The organism is Bradyrhizobium lablabi (assembly GCF_018131005.1).
GTDB classification, from domain to species: Bacteria; Pseudomonadota; Alphaproteobacteria; order Rhizobiales; family Xanthobacteraceae; genus Bradyrhizobium; species Bradyrhizobium lablabi_D.
This window is the reverse complement of record NZ_JAFCJK010000001.1, coordinates 1,034,279-1,055,534: the sequence shown is the minus strand read 5'-3', so window position 1 is coordinate 1,055,534 and position 21,256 is coordinate 1,034,279. Positions and strand designations below refer to the sequence as shown.

The 21,256-nt window shown below is 62.1% G+C and carries 20 protein-coding genes and 1 tRNA gene; 10 read left to right on the top strand and 11 right to left on the bottom strand.

Annotated elements, in window-relative coordinates; all coding sequences use genetic code 11:
- Nucleotides 1-382: 382 nt before the first annotated feature.
- A complete protein-coding gene (locus JQ553_RS04920) occupies nt 383-2,470 on the bottom strand; it encodes an AAA family ATPase (RefSeq protein ID WP_212498722.1) in 2,088 nt (695 codons plus the stop codon).
- Between the two features lie 272 nt (nt 2,471-2,742).
- On the opposite strand from JQ553_RS04920, the gene JQ553_RS04915 reads away from it, so the two are divergent.
- From JQ553_RS04915 to JQ553_RS04905, 3 genes are all read left to right on the top strand, one after another.
- The gene (locus JQ553_RS04915) at nt 2,743-3,006 is read left to right on the top strand and encodes a DUF262 domain-containing protein (protein WP_212498721.1); all 264 of its coding nucleotides are present in this window, start codon (nt 2,743-2,745) and stop codon (nt 3,004-3,006) included.
- Nucleotides 3,007-3,015: 9 nt separating this feature from the next.
- The gene (locus JQ553_RS04910; protein ID WP_212498720.1) at nt 3,016-3,540 is read left to right on the top strand and encodes a restriction endonuclease; all 525 of its coding nucleotides are present in this window, start codon (nt 3,016-3,018) and stop codon (nt 3,538-3,540) included.
- Between the two features lie 189 nt (nt 3,541-3,729).
- Nucleotides 3,730-4,260, top strand: coding sequence for a hypothetical protein (locus JQ553_RS04905; protein ID WP_212498719.1), 531 nt, complete (start codon nt 3,730-3,732; stop codon nt 4,258-4,260).
- An 893-nt stretch (nt 4,261-5,153) separates the two neighbouring features.
- Here the strand turns inward: JQ553_RS04905 and JQ553_RS04900 are convergent.
- The 4 genes from JQ553_RS04900 to JQ553_RS04885 form a co-directional block, all read right to left on the bottom strand.
- Nucleotides 5,154-5,229 (bottom strand) — tRNA-Thr (locus tag JQ553_RS04900).
- A gap of 203 nt (nt 5,230-5,432) precedes the next feature.
- Entirely contained in the window at nt 5,433-7,193 is a 1,761-nt protein-coding gene (locus tag JQ553_RS04895; RefSeq protein WP_212498718.1) for a heme biosynthesis HemY N-terminal domain-containing protein, read from the bottom strand.
- A gap of 7 nt (nt 7,194-7,200) precedes the next feature.
- Entirely contained in the window at nt 7,201-8,415 is a 1,215-nt protein-coding gene (locus JQ553_RS04890; RefSeq protein WP_212498717.1) for a COG4223 family protein, read from the bottom strand.
- 128 nt (nt 8,416-8,543) lie between these two features.
- Nucleotides 8,544-9,275: a uroporphyrinogen-III synthase gene (locus JQ553_RS04885; RefSeq protein WP_212498716.1), complete on the bottom strand. Its 732-nt coding sequence runs from the start codon at nt 9,273-9,275 to the stop codon at nt 8,544-8,546.
- A gap of 126 nt (nt 9,276-9,401) precedes the next feature.
- On the opposite strand from JQ553_RS04885, the gene tsaD reads away from it, so the two are divergent.
- The 3 genes from tsaD to JQ553_RS04870 all read left to right on the top strand — a co-directional run bounded on the left by tsaD (nt 9,402) and on the right by JQ553_RS04870 (nt 11,955).
- A complete protein-coding gene (gene tsaD, locus JQ553_RS04880; protein WP_212498715.1) occupies nt 9,402-10,475 on the top strand; it encodes a tRNA (adenosine(37)-N6)-threonylcarbamoyltransferase complex transferase subunit TsaD in 1,074 nt (357 codons plus the stop codon).
- Nucleotides 10,476-10,558: 83 nt separating this feature from the next.
- Nucleotides 10,559-11,539, top strand: coding sequence for an NAD(P)H-dependent glycerol-3-phosphate dehydrogenase (locus tag JQ553_RS04875; RefSeq protein ID WP_212498714.1), 981 nt, complete (start codon nt 10,559-10,561; stop codon nt 11,537-11,539).
- 2 nt (nt 11,540-11,541) lie between these two features.
- Entirely contained in the window at nt 11,542-11,955 is a 414-nt protein-coding gene (locus JQ553_RS04870) for an EVE domain-containing protein (RefSeq protein WP_212498713.1), read from the top strand.
- A 115-nt stretch (nt 11,956-12,070) separates the two neighbouring features.
- Here the strand turns inward: JQ553_RS04870 and JQ553_RS04865 are convergent, their stop codons facing one another.
- Together JQ553_RS04865 and JQ553_RS04860 are read right to left on the bottom strand one after the other, a co-directional pair.
- Nucleotides 12,071-12,973, bottom strand: a complete 903-nt coding sequence (locus JQ553_RS04865) for a transglutaminase family protein (RefSeq protein ID WP_212498712.1) — start codon at nt 12,971-12,973, stop codon at nt 12,071-12,073.
- Nucleotides 12,974-13,183: 210 nt separating this feature from the next.
- Nucleotides 13,184-13,369 (bottom strand): hypothetical protein, encoded by a 186-nt coding sequence (locus JQ553_RS04860; RefSeq protein ID WP_212498711.1) that lies wholly within the window; start codon nt 13,367-13,369, stop codon nt 13,184-13,186.
- A gap of 167 nt (nt 13,370-13,536) precedes the next feature.
- On the opposite strand from JQ553_RS04860, the gene JQ553_RS34840 reads away from it, so the two are divergent.
- Complete coding sequence (locus JQ553_RS34840) at nt 13,537-13,671, top strand: hypothetical protein (protein WP_283817213.1); 135 nt, start codon at nt 13,537-13,539, stop codon at nt 13,669-13,671.
- Between the two features lie 97 nt (nt 13,672-13,768).
- Here JQ553_RS34840 and JQ553_RS04855 read toward each other — a convergent pair whose 3' ends face one another.
- Complete coding sequence (locus JQ553_RS04855) at nt 13,769-14,923, bottom strand: DNA topoisomerase IB (protein WP_212498710.1); 1,155 nt, start codon at nt 14,921-14,923, stop codon at nt 13,769-13,771.
- 276 nt (nt 14,924-15,199) lie between these two features.
- A complete protein-coding gene (locus JQ553_RS04850) occupies nt 15,200-15,706 on the bottom strand; it encodes a DUF2059 domain-containing protein (protein WP_212498709.1) in 507 nt (168 codons plus the stop codon).
- A 187-nt stretch (nt 15,707-15,893) separates the two neighbouring features.
- Here JQ553_RS04850 and acs point away from each other — a divergent pair, with 187 nt between their 5' ends.
- On the top strand, nt 15,894-17,846 hold the full coding sequence (gene acs, locus JQ553_RS04845; RefSeq protein WP_212498708.1) for an acetate--CoA ligase: 1,953 nt from the start codon (nt 15,894-15,896) through the stop codon (nt 17,844-17,846).
- 422 nt (nt 17,847-18,268) lie between these two features.
- Nucleotides 18,269-18,784 (top strand): L,D-transpeptidase, encoded by a 516-nt coding sequence (locus JQ553_RS04840; RefSeq protein ID WP_212498707.1) that lies wholly within the window; start codon nt 18,269-18,271, stop codon nt 18,782-18,784.
- Nucleotides 18,785-18,842: 58 nt separating this feature from the next.
- Here the strand turns inward: JQ553_RS04840 and JQ553_RS04835 are convergent, their stop codons facing one another.
- Both JQ553_RS04835 and JQ553_RS04830 read right to left on the bottom strand, forming a co-directional pair.
- The gene (locus JQ553_RS04835) at nt 18,843-19,433 is read right to left on the bottom strand and encodes a thermonuclease family protein (protein WP_312015086.1); all 591 of its coding nucleotides are present in this window, start codon (nt 19,431-19,433) and stop codon (nt 18,843-18,845) included.
- A 41-nt stretch (nt 19,434-19,474) separates the two neighbouring features.
- Nucleotides 19,475-19,684, bottom strand: coding sequence for a DUF1674 domain-containing protein (locus tag JQ553_RS04830; protein ID WP_212498705.1), 210 nt, complete (start codon nt 19,682-19,684; stop codon nt 19,475-19,477).
- A gap of 174 nt (nt 19,685-19,858) precedes the next feature.
- Here JQ553_RS04830 and JQ553_RS04825 point away from each other — a divergent pair, with 174 nt between their 5' ends.
- Nucleotides 19,859-21,205, top strand: coding sequence for an RsmB/NOP family class I SAM-dependent RNA methyltransferase (locus JQ553_RS04825; protein WP_212498704.1), 1,347 nt, complete (start codon nt 19,859-19,861; stop codon nt 21,203-21,205).
- The last annotated feature ends 51 nt before the right edge of the window (nt 21,206-21,256 follow it).

Here is a 21,256-nt window from a genome sequence, read left to right as displayed (position 1 = left end):
CATTAGCCCAGTTAACCATTCCATTATGATCAATAGTTCGCATGCTGCACCCGAAGCGAATGTCAGAGATGAGTCAAAATACGACTTGCACGCCAGTCGAGGGTGGGCAGCCGGAGTGTCCTAGACTGAGCGGACTTGCTATTGGCTCAAATCAACTCGTTTGAACTTTTAGGGGTCCACTCGCCCTGATGCGTCTGCTATCGGTCCTGATTCGCCCAGCATTATGGAATTTGTTCGCTGATAAGCTTTGGTCAAAGCTTATCAGTGAGCGAACTGTTTCCATTTTCGGCGAAGACTCTTTTTGCGACAATCTTTCTCCAATCCGCACCTTGTTGCACGGACGCACTTCTCGTCCGAAAAAACGAGCTGGCACCGCTGTCGATCAGGTCAGGAGACGCGAGCACTCTTCGACGACATACTCCGGAATGCTCTCGAATTTATGCGGATTAAGCTGCATTACATACTCATTCTCGATGTGATAAGACTCGTTGATGAATTTTCGGATTACATTGTCCTCGTGATCACCGCCTAGAATCCGGAATATTTGAATTTTTTCGTAACCAACGTCGGTGGCGTGGAATTTAGCTTTGATAGCTTCCTCGTTTCTTGCTTCGGTCACGAGCACATCGTATTCAAATCCTGGAAAATCGACCTGTATTTTTGCTTCGGCCTGCATCTTCTCCTGTGGCGTCATATCTCGGCTACCGGTCGCGGACTTTACGGTCGGCATCTCTCTCCCCTTAAAGAGACTGGCTAACAGGTTGTACTCCAGCCCCATATCGTCTCGCAGCTCGAACTCACGCCGCAGATAGATGGACTTGATAAGGGGATCAGCCAGAGACGCGACGTTGTCTTTGCAGATCTTTGCGAAGGTCTGAATATCCTGCCGTTCGACCGGAACTTCTTTGACGATTCCAGCCCGGGACGACAGGAAAGTCGCCGAAGGTTGCGCCCCCTGAAAGATGGCGTTCGTGCTCTTGATCACATCAATCGCCGGCTCGATGTCATGAGTCAGCATAAGAGTGGTCTTGTCCCGGAGACTCGCCCTTCCGCGGAACAACTCGTGCAGGATAGCGAACTTCTTGTTCTTGTCGAAAGAGGAGATAGGGTCGTCGAGGATGATAAGATCCGGCTTTTCGCTAAGGACCTGATGCATAAACAGAACGAGCGCGAAGGCATTTTTCTCGCCATAACTCAGGTGTTGCGATGCCATTTCGATGTGGCCGCCCAGATCCTGATGAACCAGCTTCATTTTATAGGTATCCGGTTCGGCAACGATCTCCACTGCGTATCTATAACCTGCCGACCGAAGAAAGCCGTTTATGCTGCTCTGGTTCTCATCAATCGCTTTCTTTATCTTCGCCTTATGCCGATTAATCCTGCCTTTCAGGCTTCCGACCTTGGCTATAAGACCGTCGAGCTGCTCATTGATTGGATCTACCGTTACCCTTGTCTCTTGAGAATCCAGCTTGTCGATAAGGCTAAGGTCTATCTTCAAGGGAGTCAGTCGATCGCTGATTTCCGCAACGTCTCGGAGAGAAAAGAAGGATATGGTCCGCAGCGCTTCCAGCTTCTCAATCAGTCCATCAATATCCGCCTTCAGGCCGGTTAGAAAACTGTTCTCCTGGGCCGTCAGCTCAATTTTAGCCTTTGTCACCTTGTCGAGATTATCCCGGCATTTCTCGCTGAAGTACTTTCCCAGCCGGTCGATGACGGCCTTTAAGGCATTCAGGTGGCCTACAGCCGTTGCGTCATACTCCCTCTCGACGGCCAAGGCAGTTTCTTTTTGTCCTGTCTCCGTCAGCGTTGTCGAGCAATAAGGACAACGGTCCTCGAGTTGAAGAAATTCATTTCCTTTGATCTGCCAGGCGATCCACTTGGCAGGCTCTTGACTCTTGATGAAAGTCTCGAACGGTTTCAGCGCATCGGGAATGTTCGCGATCTTATTTCCGGAACCGAATGCCTTGTGTATCTTGCTGCTTTTTGGAATGCTGCCTGTCTTGGAAGATTTACCGAACGCTTCGCGCAGCTCTTTCAAATCGCTGATGACCTGTCCAATGTCGGCGTTAGCGGCGAAAGCTTTCTTTATCCCGGCCAGCAAAGCATCGATTTCAGCTATTTCCGTCAAATACTCCGGTGTCCGGATGAAGATTTCGAAGCTATTTTTGACGACCTCATCCTTTTGAAAGGCGAATTGCTGTACAAATTCCTCATCGAAAACCAGCGCGGACTTCAGACTGTCAACACCTTCAACGGTCGGCGCGCCCACACCCGCCTTTCCGCGATTCTTGAAAGGGACAAGATTCTGAAGCGTGCCATCGGCCCGTATTTGGCCTACAATTGCCTTCGCCAACGTGCTTTTGCCGAGCCCATTTGGACCGTACTTAATATTCAGCGCGCCTTCGGTGATCCTGATCGTTGCGTCGTCGATGCTGTTGCAATTCGATATCTTGATGCTCAATACAGCCACGATAGCCCCCCTATGAAACCTCGCGCATATTTAGCGGAGGCATCACTTGTGGCGCAATGAAATACAATCTACCCCGATAGTCATCCGGATAGAACAGGAAGAGCAAGCTGCTCCGCTGAGCAATGACCGCTGGAAATCCGCGTCGACGCGGGAATCGCGCCTCGGCAACCCCTAGTCCTAATGCAATCCTTCTTACACTTGGGGAGGAAACGATTTGGCATCGCCACTGCCAGCGCACGAGCAGCCGATCTCGAAAACCTTCGGCGGCGAATATGTATTCGAGATTTCTAGGATTTCAGCGGCCTTACACGTGGACCTCCGAGCAGGCCCGGGATCTTTTCTACAATCTGTGGGATGCTGCCAGGGCGCAAGAATCAGACGAGGACGTTTTCCCCTGTTTCCTCGGAGACATCGTTCTGATCAAACCGGAAGGCCAGGTCGTGGATGGCCAGCAAAGGCTGGCAACGATCGCGCTCCTTTTGGCAGGGATCCGGGCCAACCTCTCCGCCGGCAAGGGCGGCAATGGAATCCGTTAAGCATTGCGCATGCCCGCCTATGACTTCACCCGCTTATCGGCCTTCGACTTCGAAGAGCTTATCCTCGACCTCTTGCAAGCTGATTGGAAGGCGAGCTTCGAAATCTTCACGCCCGGGCGCGACGGCGGGGTCGATCTCCGTGCCTTTTCCGATTCCAAAGAGGAAACGATCGTCCAATGCAAGCACATGCCCAACACGATGTTCGCCAAGCTGCTTGCTCATCTCAAAAAGGAGGAGCTGCCGAAAGTCCGCGCGCTTGCGCCTAAGCGCTACGTTTTGGCCACATCGCTCGGCCTAAGCCCGGCGAATACCAAGGCGCTCGCTAAGCTTTTCAAGCCCTACCTCAAACGACAATCCGACGTATACGGCCGAGATAGAATAAATGCTCTTCTCTGTCGCCACAAAAAGGTTGAGACGGCCAACTTCAAGCTTTGGCTGACAAGCACCGCTGTCTTGCAACGCGTTCGGCAAACCGCTTCTCGCAGATCCGTAGCTTTCGCGATCTGCGGCAAGCCAGCAATAGAAGCGCTCTGACCGAGGCGTTGGCACCTACTCCACCTGTTATCCAAGCACTCAAACGGGTCATCGGAGCGCCGCACGTTCGCTGGCACCAGGACGCGAACGGCCGACTTACGGGGCACGTATCTCGACGATGCACCTGACAGTCGCTTACGAACCATCATCAAGTGGCCGGAAGAAACGAAGTCTCACGACTTGCTCTCGATGTTGACGCTCGACCACGAGCATCTGCAAAAAGGTTTAAGTGTCTTTGTCCCTAGCATCCTCGACGTGCTGCGCGCGCTCGAAACCTCCCCATGGGTCTATGAACACGGCGGTGCAAAGCTTCATCGCGCCTTGATGGATAGGATCCTCGATAAACTCTCGAATGCACGGAACTACGACTGGCGATCGCTCTTCGACTACCGTGCGGCTTCACCGCCCTGGCCAACCGATGACGAAGCGCGGTTCGATCTTGAATATCAAGCCTATCGCCGGCGAGGCGTCTATGACGAGGTCGCTGACTGCCAGGAGCTCGCCGACCTTGAGAGCATGCGAGACAGCCTCCGCGACATACAGAAGTCTCACCGTCAAGTTTTCAAGACAGTCATTAAAAAACTGAACGTCCCGATCGAGCGGACGCGAAAGTCAATGGATTCGGACAGCGACGACGATTACCAACCGATTTCCGAGAGCAAGCGCTCCACACCCGAAAGCATGGACGACGTGCGTCGACTGTTTGGGAGCCTCGTCTGAGAGCTGGAGTGCCCTAATCCAAACTGCGCCAGAACCAGACACAAGTCTGCTTGGCACGAAATTGCGGCCGAAAGCTTGGGGAGCGGCGACAATGGCGGCTTGCGACCCCAGCTTGGTTTCCATCATTCGCGGTCTCTGGAACGAGACCGTAGCAGAAGCCACGGGCTTCTCGGTTGAGCGAGAGAGATTCAAAACCGGCCCGCTAGGAGGGCTTTGTTTTTAGCGAAATGCCGTACCGTACCAATCTCCGGGACGAAAAAATGCACGAAAACGGCCGGGTTTTCGGGCCTGTCTCCCCTTCGAGGTACGAGCTTTCGGGACAAAGTGGCGGAGCCAGAAGGATTCGAACCCGCGGTACGACTCCAACCATCGACTGACAAGCCTAAGCGACGCCTCAACCTTCCTTGCAAATTCCGTAAAACGCCGTACCGTCTTGCACGGAAGATACCAGCTAAGTGCTGGCGCGCCAGGAACGATTCGAACGTCCGACCCTCAGATTCGTAGTCTGATGTGTTGATGCCAGAACAGCAGGTCAGTGGCTCCGCGTTACCGGGTTTTGGTTCTAGTGGCTTCCCGAAAGTCCCGGATAGTCGCTAAGATTCTGGGTTTCGACTACAGCGACGGCCGCGAGTCCAACGAGAAGCGCTGGGTCGAGCCGTGCGAAAGGAGTGCGCGCCGGGAATGGAAAGCTGATTGCTTCATCGTGTCCATACGGATAAAGCGGAACGCTTGGTGCATGCAAACGCGGGCACATCGCCACGGTGCCAAGGGGCTTCTGCGGCTCGAAACGATGAACCGGCGCCAGCGTGACCAGATCATCCGGGACTGTTACCCGCCGCGTTACCCCGAGCGAGGGAGAGGCGCGCGCAAATTTGCTAAGCTATTGAAAACGTTGGTGCCGCAAGAGGGATTCGAACCCCCGACCCCGTCATTACGAATGACGTGCTCTACCGACTGAGCTATTGCGGCGGACCGTCGGCAACGGCCTCGAAACGCGTGGCACCTGATATCGGGCACAGCCCCGATTGGCAAGGACAAGCCCGCCCATATTAGCGCAAGATCGCGCTCCCTCGAACCTGATCCCACGCTATCGTTCTGTTTACGCGTGATCTTTTCGAAAACCGGCCTCCGCGTTTCATTCACGCGGCCAAGCCGGTCCAGATCATGCGCACTCAGCTCCCCCAGCGGGACAAAAATCCGCGCCAGCCGCCGGCCTGGGCCTTGGGCGGGCCGATTTGTTCCGCGAACTCGTCGCGGGCGCCCTCCTCGTCGACCCCGGGGTCGTCGGGGGCGCGGACAATCGGAATGACCGCCGGAATCGGTGCCGCTGCCGCCTTGGCGAGGTCGGCGCGGTCGCGGAACAAGGGCGTGGGCGCTGGGGGCGCTGATTCGACGGGCGGCGGCGAGGGAATGGCGGATGTAGCCGGAACCGGCTCGGGCTCCGCGCCTGCCGGGGGGGTATTGTCCTGCACGGTGGGCGGGGTAGCCGCGTCGGGTTCAACCGCTTGCACCTCGAGGGCGTTCGTTTCGACCGAATTCGTCTCGGGGGGGTCGTTCACGGCAACCTCCTCCTTTGGCGGCTCGACCCGGCGGGGGGCGAGCATCGCTTCCTCGAAGGGCGAGGATTCGATTGCGCTGCCCCTGTCCGACGGGAGCGCTGCGACCGGCGTCTGCCACTGGAACGCATCGAGCCGGCCGGTAACGGGCGAGACCGGGCGCCAGCGGTCAGAGACGTAGCCGTCCGCGGTCCAGACCGGGTCGTGCAGCGCGCGCACGGCGCGCGTGGTCCAGGCCCGGGCGCGACCTGTGTCGCCATGCTCGGTGCGCTCGATGTCCGCCATCAGCATCGCGACGCGTTGCGTCGGCGCCGATATGAACGGCTCCAGCGCCGCGCGCGCCTTGGCGAACTCGGACGCGTCGATCGCGGCGCGGGCGATCGCCAGCGCGCCTTCGATGTGGCCCGGCGTCTTCGCCGCCAGCGTCTCGACGCGCACCAGGCGCTGGCGCGCGGAATCGCCGAGCCGTACATGCGCATAGGCATCGGCGAGATCGGGATGCGGCTGCGCCAGCCAGGCGGTCTCGACGATACGCAGTGCGCGGCGCACCTGGTGCGCTTCGCTTTCGAATCTGCCCGCGAGCACCGCCGCAGGGATCAGAGTCGGCGCCAGCTTGACCGCTTCCATCGCGCTTTCGCGCGAAAGATCGCGATCGACGTTCTCGAGCTCCAGCGCCCGCGCGGTCAGCAGCACGCCACGCTGACGCCGATAGGTCGCCTTGTCGATCAATCCGGCGCTCTGGTTGTTGTCGATGATCGACAGCGCGCCGGCCCAATCGCCCTTGGCGCAGCAGAAACCGAGCAGGGCATGGGACGCCCATGACGACGACGGCGACAGTTTCAGAGCCTCCTCCGCGACCATTACCGCAGCCACCGGATCGTCCGCTCGCTGCGCCTCGATGAACAGGCCGCGCAGGCCGAGTAGCCGCGTGTCCTCGCGCTCCGCCATCGCGCGGAAGGCGCGCTGCGCGCCGGCGTGATCGCCATCGAGCTGCGCCGACTGCGCGTGCAGGAGAAGCGCGAGCGGATCGTGCCCGGCATGGCGCCGCGCGACTTCGGCATGGGCGCGGGCGGCTGCCGCATCACCGTGGCCGATCGCGAGCAGGCCTTGCGTGATGGCGTTGCGGCCGCGGGCGTGGCGACGCTCGCGCCCGTTGCGGCGGACGCGCTCCGGCAGCCTCCACAGCGCGCGCAGGATCGACCACGCGATCAGCGCGGCGACCACGACGACGCCAAGCGCGAGCAGGAACACCGGCAGCGCGGTTTGGGCACGCCAGCCGCCCCACGACAGTACGACATCGCCGGGCTGGTCGGCGACCCAGGCCGCGCCCGCCGCAGCAAGCGCGATCACCGCCAGGAACAGAATGATCCGGATCATCAAGAACCTATTGATTGACCGAGACGAGCGCCGCCATGGCGTTGTCGGCGAATTTGCGCGAGGCCGCAAGTGCGGCCCCGCGCGCGTCTACCTTGTCGAGCCAGGCCTGCGCAGCCGTGCGATCGCCCGGCGGCAGTGATTTCAGCTCACGTTCGGCCAGCGCAAGGTCATTATGGAGGGCGGCCGAGGTGACGCGCGCAACGATGCTGCCGCGATCGGTGCCGGTGGCATCGGTTCGCTCGATACGGACGAGTTTGGACGCGCCGGCCTGCAGGCGATCGACCAACCCTGTACCCGTTGTCGCGGTGTCAGGCGCCCTCGGCGCAAGCTTCGGCACGATCTCTAGCAACTCACGGCAGAGCATGTTCGCGTTGGGTACGCCGGAGGCAGCGAAGGCATCGAGCGGCTTGAGCGCATCGGCATCCTCAGCGAGTGCTTTTGCCGCGGCGAGCGTGGAAACGAAGGGATCGCCATGGCGCACCGCGACGTCGAGCAGCGAGGCTGCCACGACACGACGCAGTAGCGCATCGTCGGCCGGCTTGGCGTCGGCCGCCTTGGTCTCCGCAATCCTGCTGTCCTGCCGGGCGATCTCGACGTTCTGCGCCTTCACGATGCCTTCGATCCCGTCGATGCGCGCGATGATCCCGGACAGATCCGGCGCTGTTGCGCCATCGCGTGGCGCGGCCTTCACGTCGTTGATCGCGGCGGCAAGCTTGTCCGACTGCGATCGCGTGGCGACGAGTTCACCGCGGAGCGTTGCAATCGATTTGTCCAGCGTTTCGATCCGCGCGGCCGCCGCGGGATCGTTCGGCGGCACCGCGGGCTTGCTGAGCTTCGACTCGAGACCGGCGATACGTGTGGTCAGATCATCGATCGCAGCGGCGTTGAGCCGGGGAGCGGGCGCGGAAGCCGGCTGTATCGCGGGCCAGCCGAGGAGCCAGCCGACGCCGATCACCAGCGCCGCGGCCACCGCGCCGGATATTGGTGCAATCACCCAAGGCGAGACCGGCCGCGGAGGCTCGGGTGGCGGAGCCGCCGCCGCGGTGCCCTCGGGTTGCGGCTCGGCCGGAGCTTCCTCTTCGGGCGCAGCATCCGTGGATGCGTTCGGCGTCTCGCTCGATACCTCCGTCGCTTCGAGATCGATGGTCGGCGGTGCGCGCTTGGGTCGGGCGGAGTCCGGATCCGGCGCCGGTCCTGCGTCCTCGGGCCTATCGTCAGCCATCGCGGGGTTCCTCAAACTACTTGGCGGGGAATTCTAGCAGAATCGGCCCGGCTCCTTAGAGCACGATCCGGAAAACGAGGCATCGATTTTCGGTTCGGATCACGTTCAAAACAAAGAATAGTGCGCAGTCAGACCATCAAAGTACGCCCAAGGGCATCGAACAAGGCATTTTCGTCGGGTGAAACAGCCACCACCACCCGGGTGGCGCCGGCGTCGCGGAGGACGGAAGCGACCGATGCTGAAATGCAGCATTGCGGCAGCGCCAAGGCGGAAATCTCTACGCCCTCGGCCCGTGCCGCATCGAGGAAGGCCTGGGCGCTGCGGCGGGAATAATGCAGCACCGCCGTAATTCTGTTGGCCATGAAGGCGTCGCAGACCTCGCGCGGGAAGCTCGAGACCGGCGCCATCCGATATGTGGTGTGCGTGACCACGGTAAATCCCTTCGCGCCCAGTTCGCCCGCGAGGTCGTGCGCAAGGTCGGCGCCGGCAAGATAGAGCAGCGTCGCCGCCTTCTGCAATTGCCTGACCTTGGCGCGCGCGATGACGAGATCGCGGAGCGCGCCGGCGCCGCCCTTGGCCGTGATCACCTCGGCGAAGCCGGCCGCCCGCGCGGCCTCGGCGGTATGGGTCCCGACCGCAAACAGCGGCAGGCGCAAGAGCCGGCTGCCGGCAAGGTCGATCGTGCGCAGCGCATTGGCACTGGTCGCGATCACGGCGTCGTATCCCGTATTGGTATCGTCGCTGAACGGCAGCGGCTCAAGGCGCAGCATCGGGGCCGGCAGCGCGGCAATGCCCCGGTCGCGCAGACTGGCGACGGTAGCCTCATCGTCCGGATGCGGGCGAGTGACGAGAACGGCCACGATCAGGGCTCCAACAGCACGAAATGCGGCTTCGCTACCGATTGCACCTTGAGACCTCGCAATGCTACCCGTCAGGACACGTTCCAAGCGATAACATAAGGGCCGAATTTGGGTAACGAACCACCGATGCTGGTACTGGGGATCGAGACGACCTGCGATGAAACCGCGGCCGCCGTGGTCAAGCGCCAGGCTGACGGCTCGGGGCGGATCCTCTCCAACATCGTACGCTCGCAGACCGACGAGCACGCCCGCTTCGGCGGCGTGGTGCCGGAGATCGCGGCGCGCGCCCATGTCGACCTGCTCGACGGCATCGTCGCGAACGCGATGAAGGAGGCCGGTGTCGGCTATGCGCAATTGTCGGCGGTCGCCGCGGCCGCAGGCCCCGGCCTGATCGGCGGCGTCATCGTCGGTCTCACCACCGCGAAAGCGATCGCGATGGTGCATAACACGCCGCTGGTTGCGGTGAACCACCTTGAGGCGCATGCACTGACGCCGCGGCTCACCTGCGCGTTGGCGTTTCCCTATTGCCTGTTCCTGGCCTCGGGAGGCCACACCCAGATCGTCGCCGTGGTCGGCGTCGGGCAATATGTGCGCCTCGGCACAACAGTCGACGATGCGATGGGCGAAGCGTTCGACAAGGTCGCAAAGATGCTGTCGCTGCCCTATCCCGGCGGGCCTCAGGTCGAGCGAGCGGCCGCGGGTGGCGACGCCACTCGTTTCACATTTCCGCGTCCGATGCTTGGCCGCCCTGACGCGAACTTCTCACTGTCGGGATTGAAGACGGCGGTACGCAACGAGGCGTCTCGGCTGGCGCCGTTGGAGCCGCAGGACATCAGCGATCTCTGCGCGAGCTTTCAGGCGGCGGTGCTGGAATCGACCACGGATCGCCTGAGCGTCGGATTGAAATTGTTTCAGGAGCAGTTCGGCCCGCCGCGGGCGCTGGTCGCAGCCGGCGGAGTCGCGGCCAATCATGCCATCCGCGGCGCGCTGCAGGATGTCGCGGCGAGGGCGGAGACCACACTGATCATCCCGCCGCCGGCGCTCTGCACCGACAATGGCGCAATGATCGCCTGGGCCGGCGCTGAACGGATGGCGATCGGCCTGACCGACACGATGGACGCGCCGCCGCGCGCGCGCTGGCTGCTCGACGCCAACGCGAAGGCGCCGGCCGGCTTTGCGAATAGCCGCGCCGGATTTTGATAGATGCGCACCAGATCGCGCCGGTGTCCTTCCTTACCTCTCCCCGCGAGTGCGGGGCGAGGGAGTTCAGATGAGCTTGCCTGATGTCCGCCTATCCGTCAGTCAGCGTGATCGGAGCGGGTGCCTGGGGCACAGCGCTGGCGTGCGTCGCGGCTCGCGCGGGACGCAGCGTCACGTTGTACGCGCGCAATCCCGCCCACGCGGCGCAGATTCAGGCGGCGCGCATCAATCCGAGGCTGGCCGACATACGGCTTGATTCCGCGATCGACGTGACCTCGGACATCGCGGCCGCCGCGCGCGCCGACATCGTCCTGGCCGCAACGCCCGCACAGCATGTGCGCGCGGCCGTCAGCCATCTTGCGCCGCATGTCAGGCACGGGACGCCGGTGATCGCCTGCGCCAAGGGCATCGAGCACGGCACGCACAGATTCATGACCGAGGTCATCGCTGAGGCTGCGCCGCGGGCAACACCCGCCATCCTGTCCGGACCGAGCTTTGCCGACGACGTCGCGCGCGGACTTCCGACCGCGGTGACGCTCGCCGCCGGGAATGAATCGCTGGCGGCGAGCCTGGTGCAGGCGCTGGGCTCGTCGACATTCCGGCCCTACCACACAACCGACGTGCGCGGCGTCGAGATCGGCGGCGCAGCGAAGAATGTGCTGGCGATCGCGGCCGGAATCGTGGTCGGCCGCAACCTTGGCGCCTCCGCGCTCGCCGCACTGACGACGCGCGGTTTCAGCGAACTCGCAAGATTCGGCCGCGCCTGCGGCGCGCGCGCAGAGACTCTCTCCGGCCTGTCGGGCCTCGGCGATCTTCTGCTGAGCTGTTCGACCGCGCAATCGCGCAATTTTGCGCTCGGCATCGCGCTGGGCCGCGGCGAGGCCGCGCCGGCCGGCAAGCTCGCCGAGGGCGCGTTCACTGCGCCGGTTCTGGTCGAGCTCGCGGCTTCGCAAAAGGTCGATATGCCGGTATCACAGGCGGTGGCCGCGATTCTCGGCAACAGATTGACTATCGATGCCGCGATCGAGGGCCTCCTGACACGGCCGTTCAAGGCGGAGGAATGACAATGGCGTACTGGCTGGTAAAATCTGAACCGTCGAGCTGGTCGTGGGATCAGCAGGTCGCCAAGGGTGCGAAGGGCGAAGCCTGGACCGGCGTGCGCAATTTCACGGCGCGTCAGAACCTCGTGAACATGAAGAAGGGCGACAAGGCGTTCTTCTATCATTCCAACGAGGGAAAGGAGATCGTCGGCATCGCCGAAATTATCAAGGAGGCCTATCCCGACCCGACCGACAAAACCGGGAAGTTCGTCTGCGTCGACATCAAGGCCGACAAGCCGCTGAAGACCCCGGTGACGATGGCCGCCATCAAGGCGGACAAGAAGCTCGCCGACATGGCGCTCGTGAAATATTCGCGCCTGTCGGTGCAGCCGGTCACGGCGGAAGAGTGGAAACTCGTCTGCAAGATGGGTGGGCTCTAGCCTTCTCCCCTCGTCGGACACATATCGATCCGAACAGCGTTCGATGCGGATCAGCTTGCGGCTAGATCAAACTTGATGGGGTCGCTTTTTGGTCGCACATGTTTCCGGCTGCACTCTATCCCTCCGATGGATCGGCGACCTCTCCGACCTTATTTACCGTGACGTTGACTGACATGCCCAGATAATCTTTCGCGTCACCGAACCACGAGCCTTCCAGCGGGATTGCCTGCCCGGGATGTCGGGCAACCGCGACCGGGATCAAATCGAACCCGGCGTTGATTTGATTGGTTGGGTCGTAATCCATCCAGCCGGCGCCGGGGAGAAACACCTGCAACCATGCGTGAGTTGCACCGGAGCCGGTCATGCCCACCTCGCCGCCATCCAGCGCTGCGTCATACAGGTAGCCGCTGACGAAGCGGGACGCGAACCCGAGACGGCGCAACGCTTCGATCATGAGCCAGGCATAATCGCGGCAGGTGCCGGAATTCATCCGAAGCGTTTCGCCGGGCGTCCGGGTTCCTTCCGTTTCTCTCGCACGGTAATTGAATTTACGAAATGCGGCCAACATCCGCTGCAATACATCGACCGTCTGATCCTGATCGCCGGCAACGAAGCTCTTGGTCCATGCCGCCAGGCTACCGTCAAGATCCTCCGCATGGGGACGCAGATAGCCGACGAGATCACTCCACTCATCAGGCGTATACTGCACCGGGACTTCCTCGGCCCGCGCTTCCAATGGAAAGGCCTCGATGCCCTTTATGCCGAAGAAAACTCCCCGGACCTGAAAAGTAAATGTCAGCTCGCTGCCTGGCTCGCTGAAATCGATGACCGTTACGGTGTTGGAACGGGAATCACTGACCCAATGTACCTTCGACCCGATGCTGGTTCTAGCCGACCAGCCAAGCAGGCGCGCGGACGAACCACGCCTAGGCAAGAACATCGCACGGTGTGCGCCGAAGGTGACGGGCTTCGCATACTTATATGTAGTGGTGTGCGTTATCACGCCAAGCATCGCCATGCGTCCCTCCCGCTCCTTTGTTGACGATCATACTGGCTATTTTGATCCAGTCAGTTTGAGCGGGTGGCGGCAGCGCCTTCATGGTGCCGGTGACGTCGATGGGAGATCGCTGACTGCCTGCCGGGCGCGCGACGTCCACGACGTCGAAAACAGCCTCTTCAGGTTCGCTTCCGTCGCAGACTTCGTGAGCCCCACGACGCGCGGATGATCTCAACCGCCTTTGGTCGGACCTCGCCGATTGCGTTCAAGCCGCAACCTTTGCTCTCTCATGCGCCTTATTTCTTCGTCGAGTTCGTCCATCTTCTCGCCGCGCTGCTCGCTCTTTGTTTTTCGCGGCTCGCTGGCACGCATCTTGTCAAGCGCTTTCTCAACCGAGAGCTTGGGAGTATCGCTCATGCTAGATCATCCTCGTAATGACTGGTCGTCGATTTTTGCGACAAAGACCATTGGATGATCGAACCGTCGGCGGTCCAACCATTGATCTAGCTCAATGCCCCAAGCGAAAGCCATCAAGACGGTCGACAGCGATCCGCCGACTGCCATTCGTGGCAAAATCCGCATAAGTGGCTGATCCACTTGGCTTCCCACTGGTCGCGAGATTTCACAGGCAGGAGGCCGTCAATGGCCGCATCGAAGCGACGATGTCGAAGCCGACATCGCGCGATGTAGCTGGCGGTGACGAGAACGAACGCTACTGAATGGCAGCCATGATTACGGCACCGGCCGCGTACGACATCGGAGCCTCCAGTAACGGCTCGCTTGATACTGCGGACAGCCAATGAAGAAGCGAAGAAACTATGCCCCTGCCGCCGTCACCACCTGCGCCAGCAATTGCTCGCGCTTGCTCTGGGTGCGGTATCCCTTCATCGTCGCGGCGAAGCGCTCGAGGATGCCGTCCTCGAAGGCGGTAACGATGGTGTCGTGAACATAGCTCCTGCGGCAGATCGCGGGCGTATTGGAGAGCTGATCGGCCGCGGCGCGGATCGCTTCCAGAACCTGGCGCTTGCGGCCGCGCTGGCTCGTGGCCGGCGTTATCCGGGACAACGACTCCACGACGACAGCCGAAGCCATCAGCGTGCGGAAATCCTTCAGCGAGATCTTGATGCCGGCGATTTCGCGCAGGAAAGCATTCACCGCCGTGGTCGAGGCCGCGCGAACGATGCCCGACCGGTCGTAGTACTGGAACATGCGCTTGCCGGGGACGCTACGCAGGATGCCGATGGCGCGGACCAGCTTGGCTGCGTCGCACTCCTTGCGCACGGCCTTGCCGCCCTTGGCCTTGAAGGTCAACACGACGCAATCGTCTTCCAGCGTAACGTTCGACTTCAACAGGGTCGTCGCGCCGCGCGTACCGTTGAGGCGCGCATAGGATTCATTGCCGGGACGAATCGCGGTACGCGCGATCAGCTCGATCACGGCCGATAGCGCGAATTCGCGTGTCGGCTCGTCGCCCGACAAAAACGCCGAGACCTTGCGCCGGATTTTCGGCAGCGCCGCAACCAGCTTGGCGAGGCGATGCGCCTTGCGATGCTCGCGGACCTTTTCCCAGTCGGCATGGTACCGATATTGCAGCCGGCCGGCCGCATCGAGGCCGACCGCCTGCAAATGCGAATTGGGATCGCTCGAATAGCGGACCTGACGATAGGCCGGCGGCATCGCCATCGCATGCAGCCGGCGGATGGTGCTGGCATCACGAACGCGCGAGCCGTTGGCGCGAATGAATGAATAATTCTTGCCGCGCTTGATACGGCGGATGGTCAGCTCGTTCTGATCGCCGAGCCGCAGGCCGAGGCCGCGCGCGAGTTCCTCAACCGAAATCCTGGCTGCTGGCGCCACGATCCTGGGGCTTGCGGCTGGCTGCTGGGGCCACTGGCCCAGCGCCTTTGCCAGGGCGACAGCAGGATCGGCGGAATCGGGCCGCACAGCCGCGCTATTCTGCTGATCCATCATCCTGCCAGACGCCTTGCTCTTCCTGCTCTCCGGTAATGCCGCTTGTTTTGGCTTGGTTCCGGTTGGGCCCTGGCCCTCGGGATGGCGATTTAGGGGGTCCCGAGCAACTTTGCGAGTCGCGAATCGGCCTCTAGAGGTTGCTAATTACCTTTCATGGGTGCCATTCGCCCGATAACGTTGACGTTGGCCTGCCCGGCAACGCGAAAGTGAACGCTTAGCCAGCCGCGAGAGTGGCCAAATCGCCGCGTCAGTTCCAGTCCCGGCGGCACCGTCGGGTCAGAGATCGTGCCCCTTCTTGCGCAATTCCTCGATGACCCGCTGCCGCAGGTCGGCCGCCACCGACTGACCAAACTTCTGGCCGGCCATCATGGATTGCTCCATCACAGTGGGAGTCTTCTCCAGCAATTTCTGGCCGAGCGGTGTCTTGTAGAAGGTAGTCAGGCCGCGCAGGTCGTCCGGGGTGAAATTGTTGGCATAGACGATGGCCGTTGCTTCCGACAATTCGTTGAAGCGGGCCTGAAAACCATTGAGCAGGATCGGCGTCAGGGCGTCGTAGTCGCGGTCGACATTGCTGCGGCCCTGAACGATCGCGGGCTTCAGGCTCTTCATCATCGCCGGCATCACCGCCTTGAACTGATCCACGAGGCGAATGGCGCTGACGCTCGCTGCTGCGAGCGCCTCCTGCGCTGGCGCGGGTGCTGCGATCTGGGCCCGGGCGACCGGCATCGCAAGCTGCAACACGAGGACCAGCAGACCGATGCCCCAGAGCAGGCGATAAGGCATGTTTTCTCTCGTCGACGCGTTGCGGTACGCCGTCTTGTCACATGCAACAGCCTGCAGGCCGAGCCTGCGCGCGACAAAAGTGGCAATCCTTTTTCCTTGCCCGGTTCGAACGCCACAACGCATAATCGGCGCAATGACGACGGCTTGCCGCCGCATGGTATGCGATCGGCAATGAGTGGAGGAAATGATGTCCGAGAAGATCTATGACGTATCCGCCGACTGGGCCAAGCGCGCTTTTGTCGATGACGCCAAGTATCGCGAGATGTATGCGCGCTCGGTCAAGGACCCCAACGGCTTCTGGGGCGAGCACGGCAAACGGATCGACTGGATCAAGCCTTTTACCAAGGTCGAGAACGTCTCCTTTGCGCCGGGCAACATCTCGATCAAATGGTTCGAGGACGGCGTGCTCAACGTCTCCTGGAACTGCATCGACCGTCATCTGGAGAAGCGCGGCAACCAGACGGCGATCATCTGGGAGGGCGACGATCCCTCCGAATCCAGGCACATCACCTACAAGCAGCTTCACGACGAAGTCTGCAAGATGGCCAACATCCTGCGGACGCGCAACGTCAAGAAGGGCGACCGCGTCACGATCTATCTGCCGATGATCCCCGAGGCCGCCTACGCGATGCTGGCCTGCGCGCGGATCGGCGCCATCCATTCGGTGGTGTTCGCCGGCTTCTCGCCCGACAGCCTCGCCCAGCGCATCAACGACTGCAAATCCAAGTTGATCATCACGGCAGATGAAGGTCTGCGCGGCGGCAAGAAGGTGCCGCTGAAAGCCAATGTCGACGCGGCGCTCGAGAAGGCCGAAGGAGTCGACTGGGTGGTCGTGGTCAAGCGCACCGGCGCGCCCGTGAACATGAGCCCGTCGCGCGACCTCTGGTATCACGAGGCGGCCGCGATGGTGACCACGGAATGCCCGTGCGAGCACATGCATGCCGAGGATCCCCTGTTCATCCTCTACACCTCGGGTTCGACCGGCACGCCGAAAGGCGTGCTGCACACGTCGGGCGGCTATCTCGTGTTCGCCGCGATGACGCATCACTACGTGTTCGACTATCACGATGGCGACATCTATTGGTGCACTGCCGACGTCGGCTGGGTCACCGGCCACAGCTACATCCTCTACGGACCGCTCGCCAACGGCGCGACCACGCTGATGTTTGAGGGCGTGCCGAACTATCCCGACAATTCCAGGTTCTGGAGCGTCGTCGACAAGCACAAGGTCAACATCTTCTACACTGCACCAACCGCGATCCGCGCGCTGATGCAGGCCGGCGACGAACCGGTGAAGAAGACCTCGCGCGCCTCGCTCCGCCTGCTCGGAAGCGTCGGCGAGCCGATCAATCCGGAAGCGTGGGAGTGGTATCATCGCGTGGTCGGCGACGACCGCTGTCCGATCGTCGACACCTGGTGGCAGACCGAGACCGGCGGCATCCTGATCACGCCGCTGCCAGGCGCGACCAAGCTAAAGCCGGGATCGGCGACACGGCCGTTCTTCGGCGTGGTGCCCGAGATCGTCGATGCCGACGGCAAGACGATGGTAGGCGAGACCTCGGGCAATCTCTGTATCGCCAAATCCTGGCCGGGCCAGATGCGCACGGTCTATGGCGATCACGCCCGCTTCGAGCAGACTTATTTCTCGACCTACAGGGGCAAGTACTTCACCGGCGACGGCTGCCGCCGCGACGCCGACGGCTATTACTGGATCACCGGGCGCGTCGACGACGTCATCAACGTCTCCGGCCACCGCATGGGCACCGCCGAGGTCGAGAGCTCGCTGGTCGCACATGAGGCGGTCTCGGAAGCCGCCGTGGTCGGCTATCCGCACGACATCAAGGGCCAGGGCATCTATGCCTATGTCACGTTGATGAAGGGCACCGAACCTAGCGAGGCGCTGCGCAAGGAGCTCGTCGCCTGGGTGCGCAAGGACATCGGCCCGATCGCCTCCCCCGATTTGATCCAGTTTGCCCCCGGCCTGCCGAAGACGCGCTCCGGCAAGATCATGCGCCGCATCCTGCGCAAGATCGCCGAGGATGATCCCTCGAGCCTTGGCGACACCTCGACGCTTGCCGATCCCGCGGTGGTCGGCGATCTCGTCCAGAATCGACAGAACAAGAAAGGCACGCCAGCGTAGCAAGCCACCCGACGTAAGAGCATGACCCGGAAAAGTGTGCATCGGTTTTCCGAAAGAGATCACGCTCGAAAAGAGTTCGAGCGCGATGATGATTCATTTTCACTCTCATCGCGCTCCAGGTCAGAATCCCGAAATCCCGCCGAGCCGCGAACCTTGGCAGCTCGCGGCTGGCAAGTTGCGGGATTGCCGGAGATGATGCCAAGCCGGTCCGCGTTTGCGGGCGAATGTTGTTTCCAAGTCATTTACTTTGAGTCCAACATTTTCTTCCTTCCCGCCCTCACAAGGCGTCTCGGGGCCGGCCCGGAAAGCATCCAGTTAAGACAAGCGGTCAAGGATGCGCGCGTGAGACCGGCGGGCTCGGGTTGAGTCCGCGCTTTCGTCTGAGGGCCCCGAGCGGGGCCATTGGGGAAGTGGAGAAGTTGATGTCAGTGAGGATTGCGGTGGCGCTGGCCGCCACCATCGGGGTTGCTGTTTTGATATCGGCGGCGGCCGAGGCACGGCCGGAAATGGTCGGCATGCACGGCGACAATTACTCGCCAGGCACCATCCTGGTGAAGACCGGCGAACGGCGCCTTTATCTCATTCTCGATTCCGGCCACGCGATGCGTTACCCGGTCGGCGTCGGCAGGTCCGGCAAGCAGTGGGCCGGCACCACCCAGATCGACGGCAAGTATCGCTATCCCGCCTGGTCGCCGCCTGCAGAAGTGAGGCGCGACAAACCGAAATTGCCGGACGTGATCCCCGGTGGTTCACCGCGCAATCCGATGGGCGTCGCCGCGATGACCCTCGCCGGCGGGGAATATGCGATCCATGGCACCAACGTGCCGGGCTCGGTCGGCGGCTTCGTGTCCTATGGCTGCATCCGCATGCTGAACGACGACATCAAGGACCTCTATTCACGTGTACCCGTCGGCACGACGGTTGTCGTGACCCGCTGATCCCTGCAGAGCTCCGTGAGAAGACCGCGTATGCCACGCGGCTCTCTTGTTTGCAGCGTCAGTGCGCCGCGTCCGCGCACCAACCCCCGCGATGGCCGCCGCCATAGGCGCGCGCATAACCGGCCGCGAGCATCGCCGCCGAAACGTTCGCGGTCCTCGTCGTCACGACATCGGCGACGACCCGTCCCTGATATTTGTCCGGGCCGATATTGAAGATCGCAACGTCGCCCTGACCGAGCAGCTCGCGCAACGCGATGGTCGCAGCTTCCGCCATCTGCAGTTCCCGCCGACAGGAGGCCTTCAGCTCCGGCGCGTCGATGCCGCGCAGGCGGACGCGCGTGGTCAGGGCGAGGCCGGGCGACACATGCACCCGCGCCTCGAACGTGTCGCCGTCGATGGTCCTGATGACGTCGACGGGGTGGCGGACGTCGGGGGCGCCGGCGCGTTGCCAGATCACATCGGTATCTTGCAACCTGCCGTGCGGGAGCGGCCAATGCACCCAATGCCTGATCGGCAGCATGGTGCCGGCCGCGACCCCGAGAACAAAAACCCACGGCAGCGCCGACGAAAATCGTCGCCCCCAACGCGACCGGCCGAATGGCAACCGTTCCGGCGCGCGATATCTGTTTATTCTCTCGTACGGCGACACGTTGTCGAGCTAAGGCTGAGTCGGGTTCCCTTGCAAGAGTCTTAAAAGTCCGACGCGATGCCCCTGGTCTCCCAGTCGCCATAGCGTGTCGGCTCCGGGCCTTTCGGCCCCTGGAATTCCTTCGGCCGCACAATGGCGTTCTGCTCGGCGGCCTTCCGGCGCGCCTCGGCTTCGGCGAGCGCGCGCTGCGCGGCCGGCGTGAGCGGCTTGCGCGGCCCGGGTTCCGGAGGCGGCGAAGAATTTTCAGTCATCGTAAAGCTTTCCGAAGACGTCACGCGTATCTAGATTTGGCGCGCTCATTGCATCACGTTCGCGAAATCGCGCAGCGTGATTCTTACATTTGGCATATTCGCGTGCCAGAGGTGATTTTCGTTCACAGGCATGAGCCGAATGTAACTCAGCACCTTTCGAGATATCTCCGCTCCATGCCACCCTCAAGGTTTGCAGTTCCCGCAGAAGTGCCCGGCCTTGCGGCGCGTCGTATCGCGGCCGACATTCTCGACGGCGTCCTGCACAAGCACCGCACGCTCGACGACCAGCTCGACGGCGCGGGCGCGCATCCGGGCCTGAAGTCGCTCGCCGACCGCGACCGTGCGTTGATGCGGCGGCTGGTGTCGACCATTCTGCGGCGCCTCGGCACGCTTGGTCATCTGCTTTCGCGCCTGCTCGACCGCGGCATTCCGACCGATGCTCCGCGCGCGCAAAGCGCGCTCCTGATCGGAGCGGCACAAATCCTCTGGATGGACGTGCCCGATCACGCTGCCGTCGATCTGTCGGTGCGGCTCGTGCAATCGGACCGGCGCGCGGCGAAATACGCCGGGCTCGTCAATGCCGTGCTGCGCCGTTGCGCGCGCGAGGGCCAAGGGCTGCTCGAGGAGGTCAAGACGCAGAGCCTGGATCTGCCGCAATGGATGCTGACGCGCTGGAGCGCGCAGTATGGCGAATCAACCACGCGCGAAATGGCGCTTGCCCTTGGGCATGAGCCGTCGCTCGATCTCTCCGTAAGGTCGGACGCCCCGCAATGGGCAAGCCGCCTGCATGGCGAGATGCTGCCAACGGGAACCGTGCGGACGCTGTTGCAGGGTTCCGTAACGGTGCTGCCGGGTTTTGCAGAAGGCCAATGGTGGGTGCAGGACGCCGCTGCGGCGCTGCCAGCGCGCCTTTTCGGCGACCTCAAGGACAAGGCGATCGCCGATCTCTGCGCGGCGCCCGGCGGCAAGACCGCGCAGCTTGCGCTCGCCGGCGCGCGTGTCACCGCGGTTGACCGCTCTCCTGCGCGCATGGCGCGGCTGCGTGACAATCTTGCACGCCTAGGGATGGAAACCGAAAACATCGTAATCGATTCGGTCGAGTGGACCGGCAACGGCCAAAGCTTTGACGGCATCCTGGTCGATGCGCCCTGCACTTCGACCGGCACGATGCGCCGCCACCCCGACGTCGCCTGGCTCCGGCAGGAGGCCGACATCGCGCCGCTGTGCGTGCTGCAGAAACGCCTGCTGCAAAAGGCGGTCGGGCTGCTGAAACCCGGCGGCACGCTGGTCTACTGCACCTGCTCGCTGGAGCCCGAGGAGGGGGAGCATGCGATCGCGGCGCTGCTCGCCGACGAATCGGGCCTACGGCGGGTGCCGGTCAGGAAGGACGAGGTCGCTGGCCTGGAGGAAATCATTACCGCCGACGGCGATTTGCGCACCTTGCCCTGCCATTTGCCCCACGCCGACCCGCGGCTGGGCGGGTTGGACGGATTTTATGCGGCACGGCTGGTCAAATCCTGATTTTGCACCAGAGTCGTCTAAGGTTCGGCTGATTCGCGGGCGTTCAAGGTG

Bases quoted from the DNA above. Each gene is read 5' to 3' on its own strand.
- JQ553_RS04865 (WP_212498712.1), bottom strand. From the start codon at position 12,973: ATGGCGATGCTTGGCGTGATAACGCACACCACTACATATAAGTATGCG.
- JQ553_RS04850 (WP_212498709.1), bottom strand. From the start codon at position 15,706: ATGCCTTATCGCCTGCTCTGGGGCATCGGTCTGCTGGTCCTCGTGTTG.
- JQ553_RS04855 (WP_212498710.1), bottom strand. From the start codon at position 14,923: ATGATGGATCAGCAGAATAGCGCGGCTGTGCGGCCCGATTCCGCCGAT.
- JQ553_RS04840 (WP_212498707.1), top strand. From the start codon at position 18,269: ATGTCAGTGAGGATTGCGGTGGCGCTGGCCGCCACCATCGGGGTTGCT.
- JQ553_RS04890 (WP_212498717.1), bottom strand. From the start codon at position 8,415: ATGGCTGACGATAGGCCCGAGGACGCAGGACCGGCGCCGGATCCGGAC.
- JQ553_RS04870 (WP_212498713.1), top strand. From the start codon at position 11,542: ATGGCGTACTGGCTGGTAAAATCTGAACCGTCGAGCTGGTCGTGGGAT.
- JQ553_RS04910 (WP_212498720.1), top strand. From the start codon at position 3,016: ATGCCCGCCTATGACTTCACCCGCTTATCGGCCTTCGACTTCGAAGAG.
- acs (WP_212498708.1), top strand. From the start codon at position 15,894: ATGTCCGAGAAGATCTATGACGTATCCGCCGACTGGGCCAAGCGCGCT.
- tsaD (WP_212498715.1), top strand. From the start codon at position 9,402: ATGCTGGTACTGGGGATCGAGACGACCTGCGATGAAACCGCGGCCGCC.
- JQ553_RS04915 (WP_212498721.1), top strand. From the start codon at position 2,743: ATGTATTCGAGATTTCTAGGATTTCAGCGGCCTTACACGTGGACCTCC.
- JQ553_RS04875 (WP_212498714.1), top strand. From the start codon at position 10,559: ATGTCCGCCTATCCGTCAGTCAGCGTGATCGGAGCGGGTGCCTGGGGC.
- JQ553_RS04860 (WP_212498711.1), bottom strand. From the start codon at position 13,369: ATGAGCGATACTCCCAAGCTCTCGGTTGAGAAAGCGCTTGACAAGATG.
- JQ553_RS04825 (WP_212498704.1), top strand. From the start codon at position 19,859: ATGCCACCCTCAAGGTTTGCAGTTCCCGCAGAAGTGCCCGGCCTTGCG.
- JQ553_RS04895 (WP_212498718.1), bottom strand. From the start codon at position 7,193: ATGATCCGGATCATTCTGTTCCTGGCGGTGATCGCGCTTGCTGCGGCG.
- JQ553_RS04830 (WP_212498705.1), bottom strand. From the start codon at position 19,684: ATGACTGAAAATTCTTCGCCGCCTCCGGAACCCGGGCCGCGCAAGCCG.
- JQ553_RS04905 (WP_212498719.1), top strand. From the start codon at position 3,730: ATGTTGACGCTCGACCACGAGCATCTGCAAAAAGGTTTAAGTGTCTTT.